Source organism: Pseudomonas sp. TE3910 (genome assembly GCF_056279025.1).
In genome coordinates this window covers 4,527,058-4,544,209 of sequence record NZ_JBWBQN010000001.1, presented here as the reverse complement: position 1 = coordinate 4,544,209, position 17,152 = coordinate 4,527,058, and the positions used below count along the sequence as shown (strand labels likewise).

13 protein-coding genes and 1 pseudogene are annotated in these 17,152 nt (G+C 60.1%); 8 read left to right on the top strand and 6 right to left on the bottom strand.

The features are described 5' to 3' along the window. Positions 1–6: 6 nt before the first annotated feature. From frr to rpsB, 4 genes are all read right to left on the bottom strand, one after another. Positions 7–564, bottom strand: a complete 558-nt coding sequence (gene frr / locus ACZ9H3_RS20750) for a ribosome recycling factor (protein ID WP_099773717.1) — start codon at positions 562–564, stop codon at positions 7–9. Next, positions 561–1,304, bottom strand: coding sequence for a UMP kinase (gene pyrH / locus ACZ9H3_RS20745; protein WP_099773716.1), 744 nt, complete (start codon positions 1,302–1,304; stop codon positions 561–563). The genes frr and pyrH overlap by 4 nt, the downstream gene beginning before the upstream one ends. A gap of 181 nt (positions 1,305–1,485) precedes the next feature. After that, complete coding sequence (gene tsf, locus ACZ9H3_RS20740) at positions 1,486–2,349, bottom strand: translation elongation factor Ts (protein WP_099773715.1); 864 nt, start codon at positions 2,347–2,349, stop codon at positions 1,486–1,488. 195 nt (positions 2,350–2,544) lie between these two features. Beyond that, positions 2,545–3,285, bottom strand: a complete 741-nt coding sequence (gene rpsB, locus ACZ9H3_RS20735) for a 30S ribosomal protein S2 (RefSeq protein WP_099773714.1) — start codon at positions 3,283–3,285, stop codon at positions 2,545–2,547. Between the two features lie 341 nt (positions 3,286–3,626). Here rpsB and map point away from each other — a divergent pair, with 341 nt between their 5' ends. Genes map through dapC form a run of 3 tightly spaced genes read left to right on the top strand, consistent with a single transcriptional unit; the run spans position 3,627 to position 8,353 of the window. Then, positions 3,627–4,409 (top strand): type I methionyl aminopeptidase, encoded by a 783-nt coding sequence (map, locus tag ACZ9H3_RS20730; protein WP_102052870.1) that lies wholly within the window; start codon positions 3,627–3,629, stop codon positions 4,407–4,409. A gap of 28 nt (positions 4,410–4,437) precedes the next feature. Next, positions 4,438–7,137 carry a [protein-PII] uridylyltransferase gene (locus tag ACZ9H3_RS20725; protein WP_099773712.1) on the top strand — a complete coding sequence of 900 codons (2,700 nt, stop codon included), beginning with the start codon at positions 4,438–4,440 and terminating at the stop codon, positions 7,135–7,137. A 22-nt stretch (positions 7,138–7,159) separates the two neighbouring features. After that, complete coding sequence (dapC, locus tag ACZ9H3_RS20720) at positions 7,160–8,353, top strand: succinyldiaminopimelate transaminase (protein ID WP_476222311.1); 1,194 nt, start codon at positions 7,160–7,162, stop codon at positions 8,351–8,353. A gap of 98 nt (positions 8,354–8,451) precedes the next feature. On the opposite strand, the gene ACZ9H3_RS20715 is transcribed toward dapC, so the two are convergent. Beyond that, positions 8,452–10,110, bottom strand: coding sequence for a Na+/H+ antiporter (locus tag ACZ9H3_RS20715; protein ID WP_102052911.1), 1,659 nt, complete (start codon positions 10,108–10,110; stop codon positions 8,452–8,454). Between the two features lie 254 nt (positions 10,111–10,364). Between ACZ9H3_RS20715 and ACZ9H3_RS20710 the strand changes: the two genes are divergently transcribed. From ACZ9H3_RS20710 to ACZ9H3_RS20695, 4 genes and pseudogenes are all read left to right on the top strand, one after another. After that, positions 10,365–10,706, top strand: a complete 342-nt coding sequence (locus ACZ9H3_RS20710; protein WP_256587616.1) for an ArsC family reductase — start codon at positions 10,365–10,367, stop codon at positions 10,704–10,706. Positions 10,707–10,747: 41 nt separating this feature from the next. Continuing rightward, positions 10,748–11,782, top strand: coding sequence for a 2,3,4,5-tetrahydropyridine-2,6-dicarboxylate N-succinyltransferase (gene dapD / locus ACZ9H3_RS20705; RefSeq protein WP_454240875.1), 1,035 nt, complete (start codon positions 10,748–10,750; stop codon positions 11,780–11,782). A 54-nt stretch (positions 11,783–11,836) separates the two neighbouring features. Further along, a complete protein-coding gene (locus ACZ9H3_RS20700) occupies positions 11,837–13,042 on the top strand; it encodes an aminotransferase class V-fold PLP-dependent enzyme (protein ID WP_476222805.1) in 1,206 nt (401 codons plus the stop codon). Continuing rightward, positions 13,039–13,450, top strand: a pseudogene (locus ACZ9H3_RS20695) (SufE family protein). The gene ACZ9H3_RS20700 and the pseudogene ACZ9H3_RS20695 overlap by 4 nt, the downstream one beginning before the upstream one ends. Here ACZ9H3_RS20695 and tcdA read toward each other — a convergent pair. Beyond that, positions 13,429–14,253 carry a tRNA cyclic N6-threonylcarbamoyladenosine(37) synthase TcdA gene (gene tcdA, locus ACZ9H3_RS20690; protein WP_099773707.1) on the bottom strand — a complete coding sequence of 275 codons (825 nt, stop codon included), beginning with the start codon at positions 14,251–14,253 and terminating at the stop codon, positions 13,429–13,431. The pseudogene ACZ9H3_RS20695 and the gene tcdA sit on opposite strands and share 22 nt — an antisense overlap. Positions 14,254–14,535: 282 nt before the next feature. Here tcdA and ACZ9H3_RS20685 point away from each other — a divergent pair, with 282 nt between their 5' ends. Then, positions 14,536–17,127, top strand: a complete 2,592-nt coding sequence (locus tag ACZ9H3_RS20685; RefSeq protein WP_099773706.1) for a glycosyltransferase — start codon at positions 14,536–14,538, stop codon at positions 17,125–17,127. Positions 17,128–17,152: the final 25 nt, after the last annotated feature.

Genomic DNA, 17,152 nt, shown 5'->3' with positions numbered 1-17,152 from the left:
CCGGCCTCAAACAGCCATCAGATCCTTTTCCTTGGCTTCCAGCGCCTTGTCGACTTCCGCGACGAACTTGTCGGTCAGCTTCTGCAGTTCGTCGGCCGCACGACGCTCTTCGTCTTCGCTGATCTCTTTGTCCTTGGACAGCTTCTTCAGGTCTGCCAGGGCATCACGACGCACGTTACGCACGGCAACCTTGGCATCTTCGGCAACGCCACGTGCCTGCTTGGTGTAACCCTTACGGGTTTCTTCCGTCAGGGCAGGCATTGGCACACGGATGGTGGTGCCGGCACTGCTTGGGTTCAGGCCCAGATCAGAGGTCATGATCGCCTTTTCAATGGCAGCGATCAGCGTCTTGTCGTGCGCAACGATTTTCAGGGTACGCGCATCTTCCACGCTGATACCGGCGACCTGATTCAATGGCATGTCGCTGCCATAGGCCGGCACCTTGACGCTATCGAGAATGCTTGGGTGCGCACGGCCAGTACGAATGGAGGCCAGGTTGCGAGCCAGCGATTCCAGGGACTTGCCCATGCGGCTTTCAGCGTCTTTCTTGATTTCGTTGATCATTCTTCGCCTTCCTCGATCAGAGTTCCTTCAGCGCCGCCCACTACGATATTCAGCAGAGCGCCAGGCTTGTTCATGTTAAATACCCGCAATGGCATCTTGTGATCACGGCACAGGCAGATTGCGGTGAGGTCCATCACGCCGAGTTTGCGATCCAACACTTCATCGTACGTCAGACGGTCAAACTTCTCAGCATGCGGATCCTTGAATGGATCGGCAGTGTACACGCCATCGACCTTGGTCGCCTTCAATACCACATCGGCATCGATTTCGATGGCGCGCAGGCACGCGGCCGAATCGGTGGTAAAGAACGGGTTACCGGTACCGGCGGCAAAGATCACCACATCGCCGGAATTGAGATGACGCACACCTTTGCGGCGGTCGTAGTGATCAGTCACACCGACCATGGAGATAGCCGACATGACGATTGCCGGGATGTTCGAGCGCTCAAGCGCATCACGCATGGCCAGGGCGTTCATCACGGTAGCCAGCATCCCCATGTGGTCGCCAGTAACGCGATCCATGCCCGCAGCACTCAGGGCGGCGCCGCGGAACAGGTTACCGCCACCAATGACCAGGCCAACCTGAACACCGATGCCAACCAGCTGACCGACTTCAAGGGCCATGCGATCCAGGACTTTCGGGTCGATGCCGAACTCTTCCGAGCCCATCAGGGCCTCGCCGCTAAGTTTGAGCAAAATGCGTTTATAGCGAGGTTGACGACCACTCACCTGCTGAGCCATTGCGAATCTCTCCTGCGGCGTTTGTATAAAATTCTTGGCGGGCTGTTTTCAGCCGGCTCTAACTCTAGCGTGGCGCTGCTACAGCGCCTGCGGGAACAGGTCTCGTAAACCACCCCCGCTTTGACAAAGAGGCTGCGCGCGTGAGCGGGCAGCCTCTTTGGGGCAGACAGATGAATCCGTCTTATTGCTTGGCAGCAGCCAGCTGAGCGGCAACTTCTTCAGCGAAGTTGTCAACTGGCTTCTCGATGCCTTCGCCGACCTTGAAGTAGGTGAAGGAAACGATTTCAGCGCCAGCTTTCTTGGCCAGAGCACCAACGGTGACTTCTGGGTTCATCACGAAGGCTTGCTCGACCAGGCTGGCTTCAGCCAGGAACTTGGTGATACGACCAGCAATCATCTTCTCGACGATTTCAGCTGGCTTGCCCTTCATCTTGTCTTCGTTGAGGGTCATGAAGACGTTCTTCTCACGCTCGATGGCCTCAGGAGAAACCTGCGATGGCAGCAGGAACTCAGGGTTGCTGGCAGCAACGTGCATGGCGATTTCTTTGGCCAGCTGGACGTCGCCGCCCTTCAGGACAACAGCAACACCGATCTTGTTACCGTGCAGGTAGGTACCGACAACGTCACCCTCAACGCGCACCAGGCGACGGATGTTGACGTTTTCGCCGCACTTGGCAACCAGGGCTTCACGAGCAGCTTCACGCGAAGCGATCAGCGGAGCGGCATCGGTCAGCTTTTCAGCGAAAGCCTGTTCAACGCTTTCGGCAACGAAGTTTTTGAAGTCATCTTGCAGAGCCAGGAAGTCGGTCTGCGAGTTCACTTCCAGCAGGACGGCGGACTTGTCGTCAGCCTTGATGGCGATGGCGCCTTCGGCGGCAACGTTGCCAGCCTTCTTGGCAGCCTTGATGGCGCCCGAAGCACGCATGTCATCAATGGCTTTTTCGATGTCGCCGCCAGCCTTTTCCAAGGCTTTCTTGCAGTCCATCATGCCTTCGCCAGTACGCTCGCGCAGTTCTTTTACCAGCGCTGCAGTAATTGCTGCCATTTCAAAATCCTCTTGGATAGGTTTTCAACCATTCCACCCGATCGGAACGGGCGTTCAATTCTGTGGAAATCCACTGCCAACTGCACACACAGACAAAGATGATGCAACGACAATGCTGACAAGCGGATTTCAAGGTGGCAAAAAGGGGGCCTAGCCCCCTTTTTGCGCACTGAGTCAACGCAAAGCGTTACCGACTCAGCCCTCTACCGAAGCAGCTGGAGCGTCTTGGACGTACTCTTCGGTACCGCCAGCGACGTTGTTACGGCCACGGATAACGGCGTCTGCCATGGAAGCCATGTACAGTTCGATGGCGCGGATGGCGTCGTCGTTACCTGGGATGATGTAGTCAACACCTTCTGGGCTGCTGTTGGTATCGACAACGCCGATAACAGGGATGCCCAGCTTGTTGGCTTCGGTGATCGCGATGCGCTCGTGATCAACGTCGATGACGAACAGTGCATCAGGCAGGCCGCCCATGTCCTTGATACCGCCCAGGCTGCGATCCAGTTTTTCCAGATCACGGGAGCGCATCAGGGCTTCTTTCTTGGTCAGCTTGGTGAAAGTGCCGTCTTCAGCCTGAGTTTCCAGCTCGCGCAGACGCTTGATGGAAGCACGGATGGTCTTGTAGTTGGTCAGCATGCCGCCCAACCAGCGGTGATCGACGTACGGCGAGCCGCAACGAGCTGCTTGTTCAGCAACGATCTTGCCAGCGGAACGCTTGGTGCCGACGAACAGAATCTTGTTTTTGCCCTGAGCCAGGCGCTCAACGAAAGTCAGTGCTTCGTTGAACATTGGCAGGGTTTTTTCAAGGTTGATGATGTGAATCTTGTTGCGCGCGCCGAAAATGTACTTGCCCATTTTCGGGTTCCAGTAACGGGTTTGGTGACCGAAGTGCACACCGGCCTTCAGCATATCGCGCATGTTGACTTGGGACATGATAGTTCCTTGATAAGTCGGGTTGGGCCTCCACGCATCCCAATGACCAACCAGCGATCCTAAGATCGAAGGCACCCAGGCCATCGTGTCGACACGTGTGTGGGTTAGTGCTTTCGGGGCTATCCCCGGAAAGCGGCGCATTTTATACCACAGAAGCGCGCGCAGCGAAACCCGAAATACCAACGCAACCGGGCGACTTTTGCACCGCCTGCGCAATCACGCCATTATGCGCCCTAATAGTGGCAGCAAACACGCTGCTGGCGCCTGCTGGCTACGTCGCTCTGTTAGAATCCTGCCTTTATCCGTTTATTCGCGCGACACCGCGCTGTAGAGAGCCTGCAATGACCGTCACCATCAAAACCGCCGAAGACATCGAAAAGATGCGCATCGCCGGCCGCCTGGCCGCCGACGTTCTGGAGATGATCGAAGAGTACGTCAAACCCGGCGTGACCACTGAAGAGCTGGACCGCATCTGCCACGACTACATCGTCAATGTCCAGCAGGCCATCCCTGCACCGCTCAACTACAAGGGTTACCCGAAGTCGATCTGCACCTCGATCAACCACGTCGTCTGCCACGGCATTCCGAATGAGAAGCCGCTGAAAGATGGCGACACCCTGAACATCGACGTCACCGTCATCAAGGACGGCTACCATGGCGACACCAGCCGCATGTTCCACGTCGGCACCGTGCCGGTCTGGGCCGAACGGCTGTCCAAGGTCACTCAGGAATGCATGTACAAGGCCATCGAGCTGGTCAAACCTGGCTGCCGCCTCGGTGATATCGGTGAAGTGATCCAGAAGCATGCCGAGAAGAACGGTTTCTCGGTGGTTCGCGAATTCTGCGGCCACGGTATCGGCAAGGTATTCCATGAAGAACCACAGATCCTGCACTATGGGCGTGCCGGCACCGGCATGGAACTTCAGGAAGGCATGACCTTCACCATTGAACCGATGATCAACCAGGGGCGTGCCGACACCAAGGTACTGGGCGACGGCTGGACAGCCATCACCAAGGACCGCAAGCTCTCTGCGCAGTGGGAACACACCCTGGTCGTAACGGCCACCGGGTATGAGATCTTCACCCTGCGCAAAGACGACACCATCCCCCGCACTTCGGCCTGAACCCGCCCTACTGTAGGAACTTGATTCGATGCCCCAGGTGGATCCCGAGCTGTTCGACCGTGGCCAGTTCCAGGCGGAACTGGCTCTCAAGGCAAGCCCCATCGCCGCCTTCAAGAAGGCCATCCGCCAGGCTCGAGAGGTGCTGGATCAGCGCTTTCGCGATGGCCGCGAGATCCGCCGACTGATCGAAGACCGCGCTTGGTTCGTCGACAATATCCTGCAGCAGGCCTGGAACCACTTCGAGTGGAGTGACGAGGCCGATATCGCCCTGGTTGCGGTCGGCGGCTATGGTCGCGGTGAACTGCACCCCTACTCGGACATCGACCTGCTGATTCTGCTCGACAGCGCCGACCATGAGGTGTTCCGCGACTCGATTGAGCGCTTTCTGACCCTGCTGTGGGATATCGGACTTGAAGTCGGCCAGAGCGTGCGCTCGGTCGACGAGTGCGCCGAGCAGGCCCGCGCCGACCTGACGGTGATTACCAACCTGATGGAAAGCCGCACCATTGCCGGCCCCGAGCGCCTGCGTCAGCGCATGCTCGAAGTCACCAGCACGGCGCACATGTGGCCAAGCCGGGAATTCTTCCTGGCCAAGCGCGCCGAGCAGAAAGCTCGGCACCACAAGTACAACGACACCGAGTACAACCTGGAGCCCAATGTCAAAGGCTCCCCTGGCGGCCTGCGCGACATCCAGACCGTACTTTGGGTTGCGCGCCGCCAGTACGGCACGCTCAACCTGCACGCCCTGGCAGATGAAGGCTTCCTGCTGGAAAGCGAAAACGAGCTGCTGGCTTCTTCCCAGGAATTCCTGTGGAAGGTCCGCTATGCCTTGCACATGCTTGCCGGGCGGGCCGAAGACCGCCTGCTGTTCGATCACCAGCGCAGCATTGCCGCGCTGCTGGGTTTCACCGACGAGAACCCCAAGCGCGCCATCGAACAGTTCATGCAGCAGTACTACCGGGTGGTCATGAGCATCGCCGAGCTGAGCGATCTGATCATCCAGCACTTCGAGGAAGTGATCCTCGCCGATGACAGCTGCAGCAGCACTCAGCCGCTGAATCCGCGCTTCCAGTTGCACGACGGCTACATCGAAGCGGTGCGCCCGAATGTGTTCAAGCGCACACCATTCGCCATGCTGGAAATCTTCGTGCTGATGGCCCAGCACCCGGAGATCAAGGGCGTACGCGCCGACACCATCCGCTTGCTGCGCCAGCATCGCCACCTGATCGACAGCGAATTTCGCCACGACATCCGCAACACCAGCCTGTTCATCGAGCTGTTCAAGTGCGAGATCGGTATTCACCGTAACCTGCGCCGCATGAACCGTTACGGCATCCTCGGTCGCTACCTGCCGGAGTTCGGCCTGATCATTGGGCAGATGCAGCACGACCTGTTCCACATCTATACGGTCGATGCGCACACGCTGAACCTGATCAAGCACCTGCGAAAATTGCAGTACACGCCTGTATCGGAAAAATTCCCGCTGGCCAGCAAGCTCATGGGCCGCCTGCCCAAGCCTGAACTGATCTACCTGGCCGGGCTGTACCACGATATCGGCAAAGGCCGTAAAGGCGACCACTCCGAGATCGGCGCCATTGATGCCGCAAGCTTCTGCAAGCGTCATCAGTTGCCCGTCTGGGACAGTCGCTTGATCGTCTGGCTGGTGCAGAACCACCTGGTGATGTCCACCACAGCCCAGCGAAAAGACCTCTCTGACCCGCAGGTGATCTACGACTTCGCCCAGTTGGTCGGCGACGAGGTTCACCTTGACTACCTCTATGTACTGACCGTGGCCGACATCAATGCCACCAACCCGAGCCTGTGGAACTCCTGGCGAGCCAGCCTGCTACGCCAACTCTACACAGAGACCAAGCGCGCCCTGCGTCGTGGCCTTGAGAACCCGCTGGACCGCGAGGAACAGATCCGCCAGACCCAGAGCGCCGCATTGGACATCCTGGTGCGAGAGGGCACAGACCCGGATGACGTCGAGCAACTCTGGTCACAACTGGGCGACGACTATTTCCTGCGCCACACCGCGGCCGATGTGGCCTGGCACAGCGATGCGATCCTGCAGCAACCCGCGGATGGCGGGCCACTGGTGCTGATCAAGGAAACCACGCAACGCGAGTTCGAGGGCGGCACCCAGATCTTCATCTATGCCCCCGACCAGCATGACTTCTTCGCCGTGACCGTGGCGGCCATGGACCAGCTCAACCTGAACATCCATGACGCCCGGATCATCACCTCCAGCAGTCAATTCACCCTCGACACCTACATCGTGCTCGACAACGACGGCGGTGCAATTGGCGACAATCCAAAACGGGTCAAGCAAATCCGCGACGGCCTGACTGAAGCACTGCGCAACCCGGATGACTACCCGACCATCATCCAGCGCCGAGTACCGCGCCAACTCAAGCATTTCAACTTTGCCCCGCAGGTGACCATCCACAACGATGCCCAGCGCCCGGTCACCGTGCTTGAGCTGAACGCCCCCGACCGCCCTGGCCTGCTGGCGCGGATCGGCCTCATCTTCCTGCAGTTCGACCTGTCGCTGCAGAACGCCAAGATCGCCACCTTGGGCGAACGCGTGGAAGATGTGTTCTTCATTACCGATGCCAACAACCAGCCGCTCTCCGACCCGCAGCTGTGCAGCCGCCTGCAGGATGCGATCGTGCAGCAGCTGCAGGCCGACCAGGCCGGTGTCGAAATGTCCCGCTTGACCATTTAACGTTTGACGAGATTCAGCGCCGATGAACAACGCCTTGCAAAAGCTTCAGCCTTACCCGTTTGAAAAACTGCGCGCCCTGCTCGGCGCTGTACAACCGGCCGCGGACAAACGCGCCATCGCCCTGTCGATCGGTGAGCCGAAGCACACCTCACCGGCGTTCGTCGCCAAGGCACTGGCCGACAATCTGGATCAGATGGCTGTTTACCCCACTACCCTAGGCCTGCCGGCACTGCGCGAGGCGATTGCGCACTGGTGCGAGCGCCGTTTCAACGTGCCAACGGGCTGGATCGACCCGGCCCGCCATGTACTGCCGGTCAACGGCACCCGGGAGGCGTTGTTCTCCTTCACCCAGGCCGTCGTCAACCGTAGCGACGATGCCTTGGTGGTCAGCCCCAACCCTTTCTACCAGATCTACGAAGGTGCGGCCCTGCTGGCAGGTGCACAGCCACACTACCTGCCATGCCTGGATCAGAACGGCTTCAACCCGGACTTCGACGCCGTGCCAGCCGAAATCTGGCAACGCTGCCAGATTCTCTTCCTCTGCTCCCCGGGCAACCCGACCGGCGCACTGATTCCGCTCGATACCCTGAAAAAACTGATTGCCCTGGCTGACCAGTACGATTTCATCATCGCCGCCGACGAATGCTACAGCGAACTGTACTTCGACGAGCAAAGCCCACCACCGGGCCTGCTGAGTGCGTGTGCGGAACTGGGTCGCAGCGACTTCAAGCGTTGCGTGGTGTTCCACAGCCTGTCCAAACGCTCCAACCTGCCGGGCCTGCGCTCAGGCTTCGTCGCCGGTGATGCCGATGTACTCAAGGGCTTCCTGCTCTATCGCACCTACCACGGCTGCGCCATGCCGGTACAAACCCAACTGGCAAGCATTGCTGCGTGGAACGATGAAGCGCATGTACGCGCCAACCGCGACCTGTACCGCGAAAAATTCGACGCTGTGCTGGAAATCCTTGGCCCGGTGCTGGATGTGAAGAAACCGGACGGCGGCTTCTACCTGTGGCCGAAAGTGCCGATGGATGACGCCACCTTCTGCCGCGACCTGTTCGAACAGCAGCACGTGACCGTGGTACCGGGCTCTTACCTGTCTCGCGAGGTCAATGGCGTCAACCCTGGCGCCAGCCGCGTGCGCCTGGCACTGGTCGCACCACTGGCCGAGTGCGTTGAAGCCGCACAACGGATTCGTGCGTTCATCGAGGGTTAAGTAGCAGCGCCAGTACCGTGGCAAGCCGGCTCCCGCAGACAGTAAACGGGAGTCGGCACACGCTAGCGACCGTCGGCGCTGCTTTTCCCCTGAGCCGGCTACTTGACCGGCCCCAGGTTGGCCTCACTCATGTCCAGCTCGCCCAATACCTGGCGCAGCACGTCATCGCCAATTTCATGATTGCGACGCAGGTTGTACAGCTCCAGCCGCTGCGCACGCAGGGCGCGCAAGCGCAGACGCCGCTCCAAATGGTCCATCTGCTCGGCCAACGCCTGAGCTTCGGCGCTGTCATTGAATGTATCGAGCTGGTGCCGATACTCCGCCATCAAACGCCCCTTGAGTTCTATCGCCAACGCCGCGTGATTGGCATCCTGCGCAGCATCCTGAGGCAGGCTTGATTCCACCGCCTCCTCTGCCTCCAGCGCATGAATGGCCGCCTCAGCCGTGCGCCGCCAGGCCTCCTTGGCCTCTTGGCGCAAGGTATCGTCCGGGCTTTTGGTCACACCGCGCAGCAGCACTGGCAAGGTAATGCAGGCCGAGATCAACGAAAGCAAAATCACTCCGGCAGCGATGAAGATCAGCAGGTCTCGCTCCGGGAAGGCTTTACCTGCGCTGATCAACAGCGGGACCGACATGACACCCGCCAGGGTCACCGCACCACGCACACCGCCCAGGGTCAACAGCCAGCACGAACGAGCGGTGGGCACCAGAACCAGGTCGTCCTTGCCCCGCCAGCGGCGAATCGCACCGATCAGGCGCCAGATGCTCTGCACCCATACAAAACGCAGTGCGATCAACACCAGGAAAATCGCCAGTACATCCAGGCAGCGCCACAGCAGGGTTGGCCACAGTGACGCCTCGTGACTGGTCACCGCCTTGACGATATCCGGCAACTGCAGGCCCAGCAGTAAAAAGATCAGACCATTGAAGGCGAACTCCAACAGCGACCAGACACTGCGATTGAGCAGGCGAGTACTGGTCTGACGCGGCAACAGATCAAGCCAGCTCTGCATCATGCCTGCCGCTACGGCAGACAGAATGCCCGAAGCCCCAAGACGCTCGGCCAACACGTAGGCGGCAAACGGCAGTAACAACATAAATACGACGTGGGTGGCCGGATCATCCCACCCCCGTGCAATCATCCAGGCACGCAAACGTCCGACCAGCCAGCTCAACGCCACGCCGATAGCCAGCCCGCCTACCGCAACCAAAACAAAGGTCAGGCTTGCTTCGGCCAGGGAAAATACCCCGGTAATGGCTGCTGCCAGGGCAAACTTGAAGGTCACCAGGCCCGAGGCATCGTTCATCAGGGCTTCGCCCTGAAGCATGTGCATCAAGGGTGTCGGCAGACGGTCCTGGGTAATGGCCGAAACGGCCACGGCATCAGTCGGCGACAGCACGGCCGCCAAGGCAAAGGCCACCGGCAGCGGAATACTCGGCAGAATCCAATGGATGAAGTAGCCCGCGCCGACGACGGTAAACAGCACCAGCCCGACCGCCAGGGTCAGGATTGGCCCTCGCAGGCGCCACAACTCGCGCTTGGGCATGCGCCAACCATCGGAAAACAATAGCGGCGGGAGGAACAAAAAGAGGAACAGCTCAGGGTCGAGGGCAACGTGAAGCCCAAGGGTTGGCCAGGCCAGCAAGGCTCCAGCGGCAATCTGTACCAACGGCAAAGGTAGCGGAACAAGCCTTCCGACCAACTTGGAAACGCTGACCAGCATCAGCAGAATTAAGACGGTATAGGCTGACTGCATGCGGCGTAATTCCTGTTCGATTTCAAAGCGTTCAATAGCGATAGGCATCCTGCGCCGGAAAACGCCATTGAAGCGACATATTAGCCGCTTAGGCTGCGCGCACACCGCTGCACAAAAGTCGCAAGCACTGCCGCAACCTGTAACACCATGCTACAAAGAACCATGACCAGCGCCACTCCCCGGTGTAGGTCGTGGCATAATCCGTCATCATTTTTTCCCAGGAGGGGCATGACTTGACTACGAGCGACACGCCATTGCGCCTTTACGGAATCAAGGCCTGCGACACCATGAAGAAAGCCCGTACCTGGCTCGAAGAAAATGCCATTGCCTACGACTTTCACGATTACAAGAGCCAGGGTATCGACCGCGAAAGCCTCGAACGCTGGTGTGACGAGCATGGCTGGCAGGTTGTACTCAACCGTGCAGGCACGACGTTCCGCAAGCTCGACGACGCGCAGAAGGCCGACCTTGATCAGGCCAAGGCCGTCGCGTTGATGCTCGCCCAGCCCTCGATGATCAAACGCCCGGTACTCGACCTGGGTGAACGAACCCTGGTCGGCTTCAAGCCCGACCTTTACGCGGCCGCCCTGTCCTGACCGGCGCCACGCTTTCATTCAATTTCCCAAGAGGTAACCGCATGTCCACTACCCTGTTCAGCCTGGCCTTTGGTGTTGGCACCCAGAACCGCCAAGGCGCCTGGCTGGAAGTCTTCTACGCACAACCGCTGGTGAACCCGGCTGCCGAACTGATCGCGGCCATTGCCCCGATCCTCGGTTACGAAGGTGGCAACCAGGCCATTGCCTTCAACACCACCCAGGCCGCACAACTGGCCGAAGCGCTGAAAACCGTCGACGCCGCACAGGCCGCCCTGCTGACTCGCCTGGCAGAAAGCAGCAAGCCGCTGGTCGCCACCCTGCTGGCCGAAGACGGTGCCCTGACCTCCACGCCAGAAGCGTACCTGAAGCTGCACCTGCTCTCGCACCGTTTGGTCAAACCGCATGGCGTGAGCCTGGCCGGCATTTTCCCGCTGCTGCCGAACGTGGCCTGGACCAGCCAGGGCGCCATCGACCTGGCCGAGCTGGCCGAACTGCAACTGGAAGCACGCCTGAAGGGCGAGCTGCTGGAAGTCTTCTCGGTAGACAAGTTCCCGAAAATGACCGACTACGTCGTGCCGAGCGGTGTACGTATCGCCGACAGCGCACGGGTACGCCTGGGTGCTTACATCGGCGAAGGCACCACCATCATGCACGAAGGCTTCGTCAACTTTAACGCTGGCACCGAAGGCCCGGGCATGATCGAAGGCCGTGTTTCGGCAGGCGTATTCGTCGGCAAGGGCTCGGACCTGGGCGGCGGCTGCTCGACCATGGGCACCCTGTCGGGTGGCGGCAATATCGTGATCAAGGTCGGTGAAGGCTGCCTGATCGGCGCCAACGCCGGTATCGGTATTCCGCTGGGCGACCGCAATACCGTTGAAGCAGGCCTGTACATCACTGCTGGCACCAAGGTGGCCCTGCTTGACGAGCAGAACCAACTGGTCAAAGTGGTCAAGGCACGCGACCTGGCTGGCCAGCCAGACCTGCTGTTCCGTCGCAACTCGGTCAGCGGCGCAGTGGAGTGCAAGACCCACAAGTCGGCTATCGAGCTGAACGAAGCGCTGCACGCTCACAACTAAGTGGTACGATCGGGCTTGGCGCTTGCCAAGCCCGATGCCCAGAGCCCGACCATCATGTTCCTGCCTTCTCCATGGCGCGCTGACTTTCCGGCCATCGCTGCCCTGCAACGACAGCACCAGACCTATCTGGACAATGCTGCAACCACTCAGAAGCCTCAAGCCCTGCTCGATGCCCTGAGCCACTATTACAGTCACGGTGCTGCCAATGTTCACCGTGCCCAACACCTGCCCGGCGCGCTGGCGACACAAGCCTTTGAACGCACCCGGGAAAAGGTTGCCGGCTGGCTGAATGCCGCCAGCACCGACGAGATCATCTTCACCCACGGCGCCACTTCGGCACTGAATCTGCTGGCCTACGGCCTGGAAGCGCGCTTTCATCCCGGCGATGAGATCGCGGTCAGCGCCCTGGAGCACCATGCCAACCTGCTGCCCTGGCAGCAGTTGGCCCGGCGACGCGGCCTCACGCTGGTGATATTGCCCATCACCCCTGAGGGCTTCATCGATGTCGAGGCTGCGCTGCAGTTGATTGGCCCGCGCACACGCCTTGTCGCACTCAGTCAACTGTCGAATGTACTGGGTACCTGGCAACCCCTCGCGCCCTTGCTGGCCCATGCCCGGGCTCAAGGCGCATTGAGTGTGGTCGATGGCGCCCAGGGCGTGGTCCATGGGCGGCATGATGTCCAGCAACTGGGCTGTGACTTCTATGTCTTTTCCAGCCACAAGCTCTATGGCCCGGACGGTGTCGGCGTGCTTTACGGTCGGTACCAGGCACTGAACCTGCTGCAGCACTGGCAGTTCGGCGGCGAGATGGTGCAGTTGGCCGACTATCAAGAGGCCACATTCCGCCCCGCCCCGTTGGGTTTTGAAGCGGGTACACCGCCGATAGCCGGCGTCATCGGCCTGGGCGCCAGCCTTGATTACCTGGCCAGCCTGGACCCATGCGCCGTTGACGAACACGAGGCCACCCTGCACCGCCTGCTGCTGCGCGGCCTGAACGACCGTGAAGGTGTGCGGGTGCTCGGTACGCCCGACGTGGCAGTGGCCAGCTTCGTCATCCACGGTGTACACAGCGCCGATCTGGCCCACCTGTTGACCGAGCAGGGCGTCGCCGTACGTGCCGGCCACCACTGCGCCATGCCACTGCTGAAAAGCCTCGGCCTTGCAGGTGCGGTACGGGTGTCACTGGCCCTGTATAGCGATTCGGATGACCTGCAACGCTTTTTTGAAGCACTGGACCAGTCCTTGGAGCTGCTGCGATGACCCTGCCAATCGCTGCCCAAGAGGCACTTGATAGCTTTGAACAGGCCGCAGGCTGGGAGCAACGTGCCCGCTTGCTGATGCAATGGGGCGAGCGCCTCCCAGCCTTGAGCAGTCACGAACAGTGCGACGCCAACCGCGTGCACGGCTGTGAAAGCCAGGTTGTGGTTGGTAGCCGAACAGCGCGCCGGGCACTGGCACTTTCGCGCCAGCAGCGATGCCCGGATGATCCGTGGCTTGCTCGCCCTGCTGCTGATTCGGGTCGAAGGCCTGTCCAGCAGCGCCTTGCAACAGTTGGACCTGCCCGGCTGGTTCAACCAGTTGGGCCTGGGGCGACAGCTATCGCCCTCGCGCAGCAACGGCCTCAATGCCGTGCTGCAACGTATGGCTCAGCTCGCCTCTGGCGCCTGAGCCGGCTTGCGCTCGGATGGGCGCCGGGTACCCGCCACCAGTTTGTCCAGTGCCTTGCTCGCCGCGACCATGCCGAAGGTCGCGGTGACCATCATGACCGCGCCGAAGCCACCGGAGCAGTCCAGCTTGACCCCATCACCGACAAAACTTTTCTGCAGGCAAACGCCGCCGTCCGGCTTCGGGTAGCGCAACTGCTCGGTGGAGAACACGCACGGCACGCTGTAGTTGCGGCTGACATTGCGCGAGAACCCATAATCGCGGCGCAGAGTCGAACGCACACGCGAAGCCAATGGGTCGTTATAGGTACGGTTCAGGTCGGTGACCTGAACCTGGGTAGGGTCGATCTGCCCACCCGCGCCACCGGTAGTGATGATCGAGATCTTGCGACGTTTGCACCAGGCAATCAGTGCCGCCTTGGCCTGCACAGCGTCAATGCAGTCGATGACGAAATCCAGGTCTTCGGTGATGTACTGGGCGAGGGTATCCTTGGTCACGAAGTCCGCCACCGCATGTACCGTGCATGCCGGGTTGATCGCCCTCAAGCGCTCGGCTGTGGCGTCCACCTTCGGTTTGCCGACATTGCCTTGCAGCGCATGCAACTGACGGTTGGTATTACTGACACACACATCATCCAGGTCGAACAGCGAGATTTCACCTACCCCACTGCGGGCAATGGCTTCTGCCACCCATGAACCGACGCCACCGATGCCGATGATCGCCACATGGGCGTCACGCAGGCGCTGCAGCCCCTCCAGCCCGTACAACCGGGCAACACCGGCAAAGCGTGGATCTTCTGTACTCATGGCCCTACCCCGAAAAAACCGGCGCGCATTATAGGCTGCTCTGCGTTCGATGCCATACCGTGCCTGACCGACAGCCAAGACAGCCGATTGGTCATACCGGTTGCAATGCTGCTTTAATGTCCAGCGTAACCCCAAGTCCTGGACGACAATTGCACGGGCGTCAGAACTAAAGCTGCTAATGAAAATCCAAGTTGATACCTGCCTGTATTGCACGGCAGGTAACGATCAGGATTTGCGCTGTACGGCGCTTGCCCGTTCCACCCTTTGGAACCCGAACTACCTATGTCATCGCGTAAATTTGGTCTTAACCTGGTCATCGTCGTGGCAATCGCCGCGCTGTTCACCGGGTTCTGGGCGCTGATCAACCGCCCGGTTTCCACACCCAACTGGCCGGAGCAGATTTCCGGCTTCTCCTACTCGCCTTTCCGCCTGGGGCAAAGCCCGCAGAAAGGGCAATACCCAACCACTGACGAGATGCGCCAGGACCTGGAGCAGTTGAGCAAGCTGACCGACAGTATCCGTATCTATACCGTGGACGGCACCCAGGACCAGATTCCGGCACTGGCCGAGGAGTTTGGCCTGCGAGTAACGCTGGGGGTATGGATCAGCCCCGACCAGGAGCGTAACGAACGGGAAATCCAGCGTGCCATCGAACTGGCCAACAGCTCACGCAGCGTAGTGAGGGTAATGGTCGGTAACGAAGCCCTGTTCCGCAAGGAGATCACCCCCGAAGCGCTGATGCAATACCTGGATCGGGTACGCGCCGCCGTCAAGGTACCGGTCACGACCTCTGAGCAATGGCACATCTGGAAAGAACACCCCGAACTGGCCAAGCACGTCGATCTGGTGGCGGCGCACATCCTGCCGTACTGGGAATTCATCCCGATGAAGGACGCCGGCCAATTCGTTCTCGACCGTGCCCGCGACCTCAAGCGCCTGTTCCCGAAAAAGCCACTGCTGCTCTCGGAAGTCGGCTGGCCGAGCAATGGCCGTATGCGTGGTGGTGCTGAAGCAACCCAGGCCGATCAGGCCATCTACCTGCGCACACTGGTCAACAAACTGAACCGCCAGGGTTACAACTACTTCGTCATCGAAGCCTACGACCAACCCTGGAAAGCCAGTGACGAAGGTTCGGTCGGCGCGTACTGGGGCGTATTCAACGCGGCTCGCCAACAGAAGTTCAACTTTGAAGGCCCTGTGGTCGCGATCCCACAATGGCGCTTGCTGGCCATCAGTTCCGTGGTCCTGGCGATGCTCTCGCTGGCCCTGCTGCTGATCGACGGCTCGGCCCTGCGTCAGCGCGGCCGTACCTTCCTGACCTTCATCGCCTTCCTGTGCGGTTCGGTACTGGTCTGGATCGGCTACGACTACAGCCAACAGTACAGCACCTGGTTCAGCCTGACGGTGGGCTTCCTGCTTGCCCTCGGGGCACTCGGCGTCTTCATCGTGCTGCTCACCGAGGCTCATGAACTGGCCGAAGCCGTGTGGATACACAAGCGGCGTCGCGAGTTCCTTCCGGTACAGGCCGACAGCGCCTACCGTCCCAAGGTTTCGGTCCATGTGCCCTGCTACAACGAGCCGCCGGAAATGGTCAAACAGACCCTCGACGCGCTGGCCGCACTGGATTATCCGGACTACGAAGTCCTGATCATCGACAACAACACCAAGGACCCGGCGGTCTGGGAGCCGATCAAGGCCCACTGCGAACTGCTCGGCGAGCGCTTCAAGTTCTTCCACGTCGCACCACTGGCCGGTTTCAAGGGCGGGGCATTGAACTACCTCATCCCGCATACGGCCAAGGACGCCGAAGTGATCGCAGTGATCGACTCGGACTACTGCGTCGACCGCAACTGGCTCAAACACATGGTGCCGCATTTCGCCGACCCGAAAATCGCCGTGGTGCAATCGCCACAGGACTATCGCGACCAGTATGAAAGCACCTTCAAGAAGCTCTGCTACTCGGAGTACAAGGGCTTCTTCCATATCGGCATGGTGACCCGCAACGACCGTGACGCGATCATCCAGCATGGCACCATGACCATGACCCGCCGCTCGGTGCTCGAAGAACTGGGCTGGGCCGACTGGTGTATCTGTGAGGATGCCGAGCTGGGCCTGCGCGTGTTCGAAAAAGGCTATTCGGCGGCTTATGCCCACAACAGCTACGGCAAGGGCCTGATGCCCGACACCTTCATCGACTTCAAGAAGCAGCGCTTCCGTTGGGCCTATGGCGCGATTCAGATCATCAAGCGGCACGCTGCAAGCCTGTTGCGCGGCAAGGACACCGAGCTGACACGCGGCCAGCGCTACCACTTCCTGGCCGGCTGGCTGCCATGGATCGCCGACGGCATGAACATTTTCTTCACCGTCGGGGCACTGCTCTGGTCGGCAGCGATGATCATCGTGCCGCAGCGGGTTGACCCGCCGCTGATGATTTTCGCCATCCCGCCACTGGCATTGTTCGTATTCAAGGTCGGCAAGATCGTGTTCCTCTATCGCCGCGCGGTCGGGGTGAACCTCAAGGATGCCTTCGCTGCGGCGCTGGCTGGCCTGGCCCTGTCGCACACCATTGCCAAGGCGGTGCTGTACGGCTTCTTCACCAGCAGCATTCCGTTCTTCCGCACCCCGAAAAACGCCGACAGCCATGGTCTGCTGGTGGCGATTTCCGAGGCGCGCGAAGAGCTGTTCATCATGCTCCTGCTCTGGGGTGCCGCGGCCGGTATCTACCTGGTTCAAGGCATGCCGAGCGCCGACATGCGTTTCTGGGTGGCCATGCTGTTGGTGCAGTCGCTGCCCTACCTGGCCGCACTGATCATGGCGATGCTGTCGTCGCTGCCGAAACCGTCGAATGAGGTACAGCCGGCCACCGCCGGATAAAATCTGCACAACCTCTAAACGGCGG

Coding starts and splice junctions, on each gene's coding strand:
- pyrH (WP_099773716.1), bottom strand. CDS start 1,304: ATGGCTCAGCAGGTGAGTGGTCGTCAACCTCGCTATAAACGCATTTTG.
- tcdA (WP_099773707.1), bottom strand. CDS start 14,253: ATGAGTACAGAAGATCCACGCTTTGCCGGTGTTGCCCGGTTGTACGGG.
- map (WP_102052870.1), top strand. CDS start 3,627: ATGACCGTCACCATCAAAACCGCCGAAGACATCGAAAAGATGCGCATC.
- dapC (WP_476222311.1), top strand. CDS start 7,160: ATGAACAACGCCTTGCAAAAGCTTCAGCCTTACCCGTTTGAAAAACTG.
- ACZ9H3_RS20685 (WP_099773706.1), top strand. CDS start 14,536: ATGTCATCGCGTAAATTTGGTCTTAACCTGGTCATCGTCGTGGCAATC.
- dapD (WP_454240875.1), top strand. CDS start 10,748: ATGTCCACTACCCTGTTCAGCCTGGCCTTTGGTGTTGGCACCCAGAAC.
- rpsB (WP_099773714.1), bottom strand. CDS start 3,285: ATGTCCCAAGTCAACATGCGCGATATGCTGAAGGCCGGTGTGCACTTC.
- ACZ9H3_RS20725 (WP_099773712.1), top strand. CDS start 4,438: ATGCCCCAGGTGGATCCCGAGCTGTTCGACCGTGGCCAGTTCCAGGCG.
- ACZ9H3_RS20715 (WP_102052911.1), bottom strand. CDS start 10,110: ATGCAGTCAGCCTATACCGTCTTAATTCTGCTGATGCTGGTCAGCGTT.
- frr (WP_099773717.1), bottom strand. CDS start 564: ATGATCAACGAAATCAAGAAAGACGCTGAAAGCCGCATGGGCAAGTCC.
- ACZ9H3_RS20700 (WP_476222805.1), top strand. CDS start 11,837: ATGTTCCTGCCTTCTCCATGGCGCGCTGACTTTCCGGCCATCGCTGCC.
- tsf (WP_099773715.1), bottom strand. CDS start 2,349: ATGGCAGCAATTACTGCAGCGCTGGTAAAAGAACTGCGCGAGCGTACT.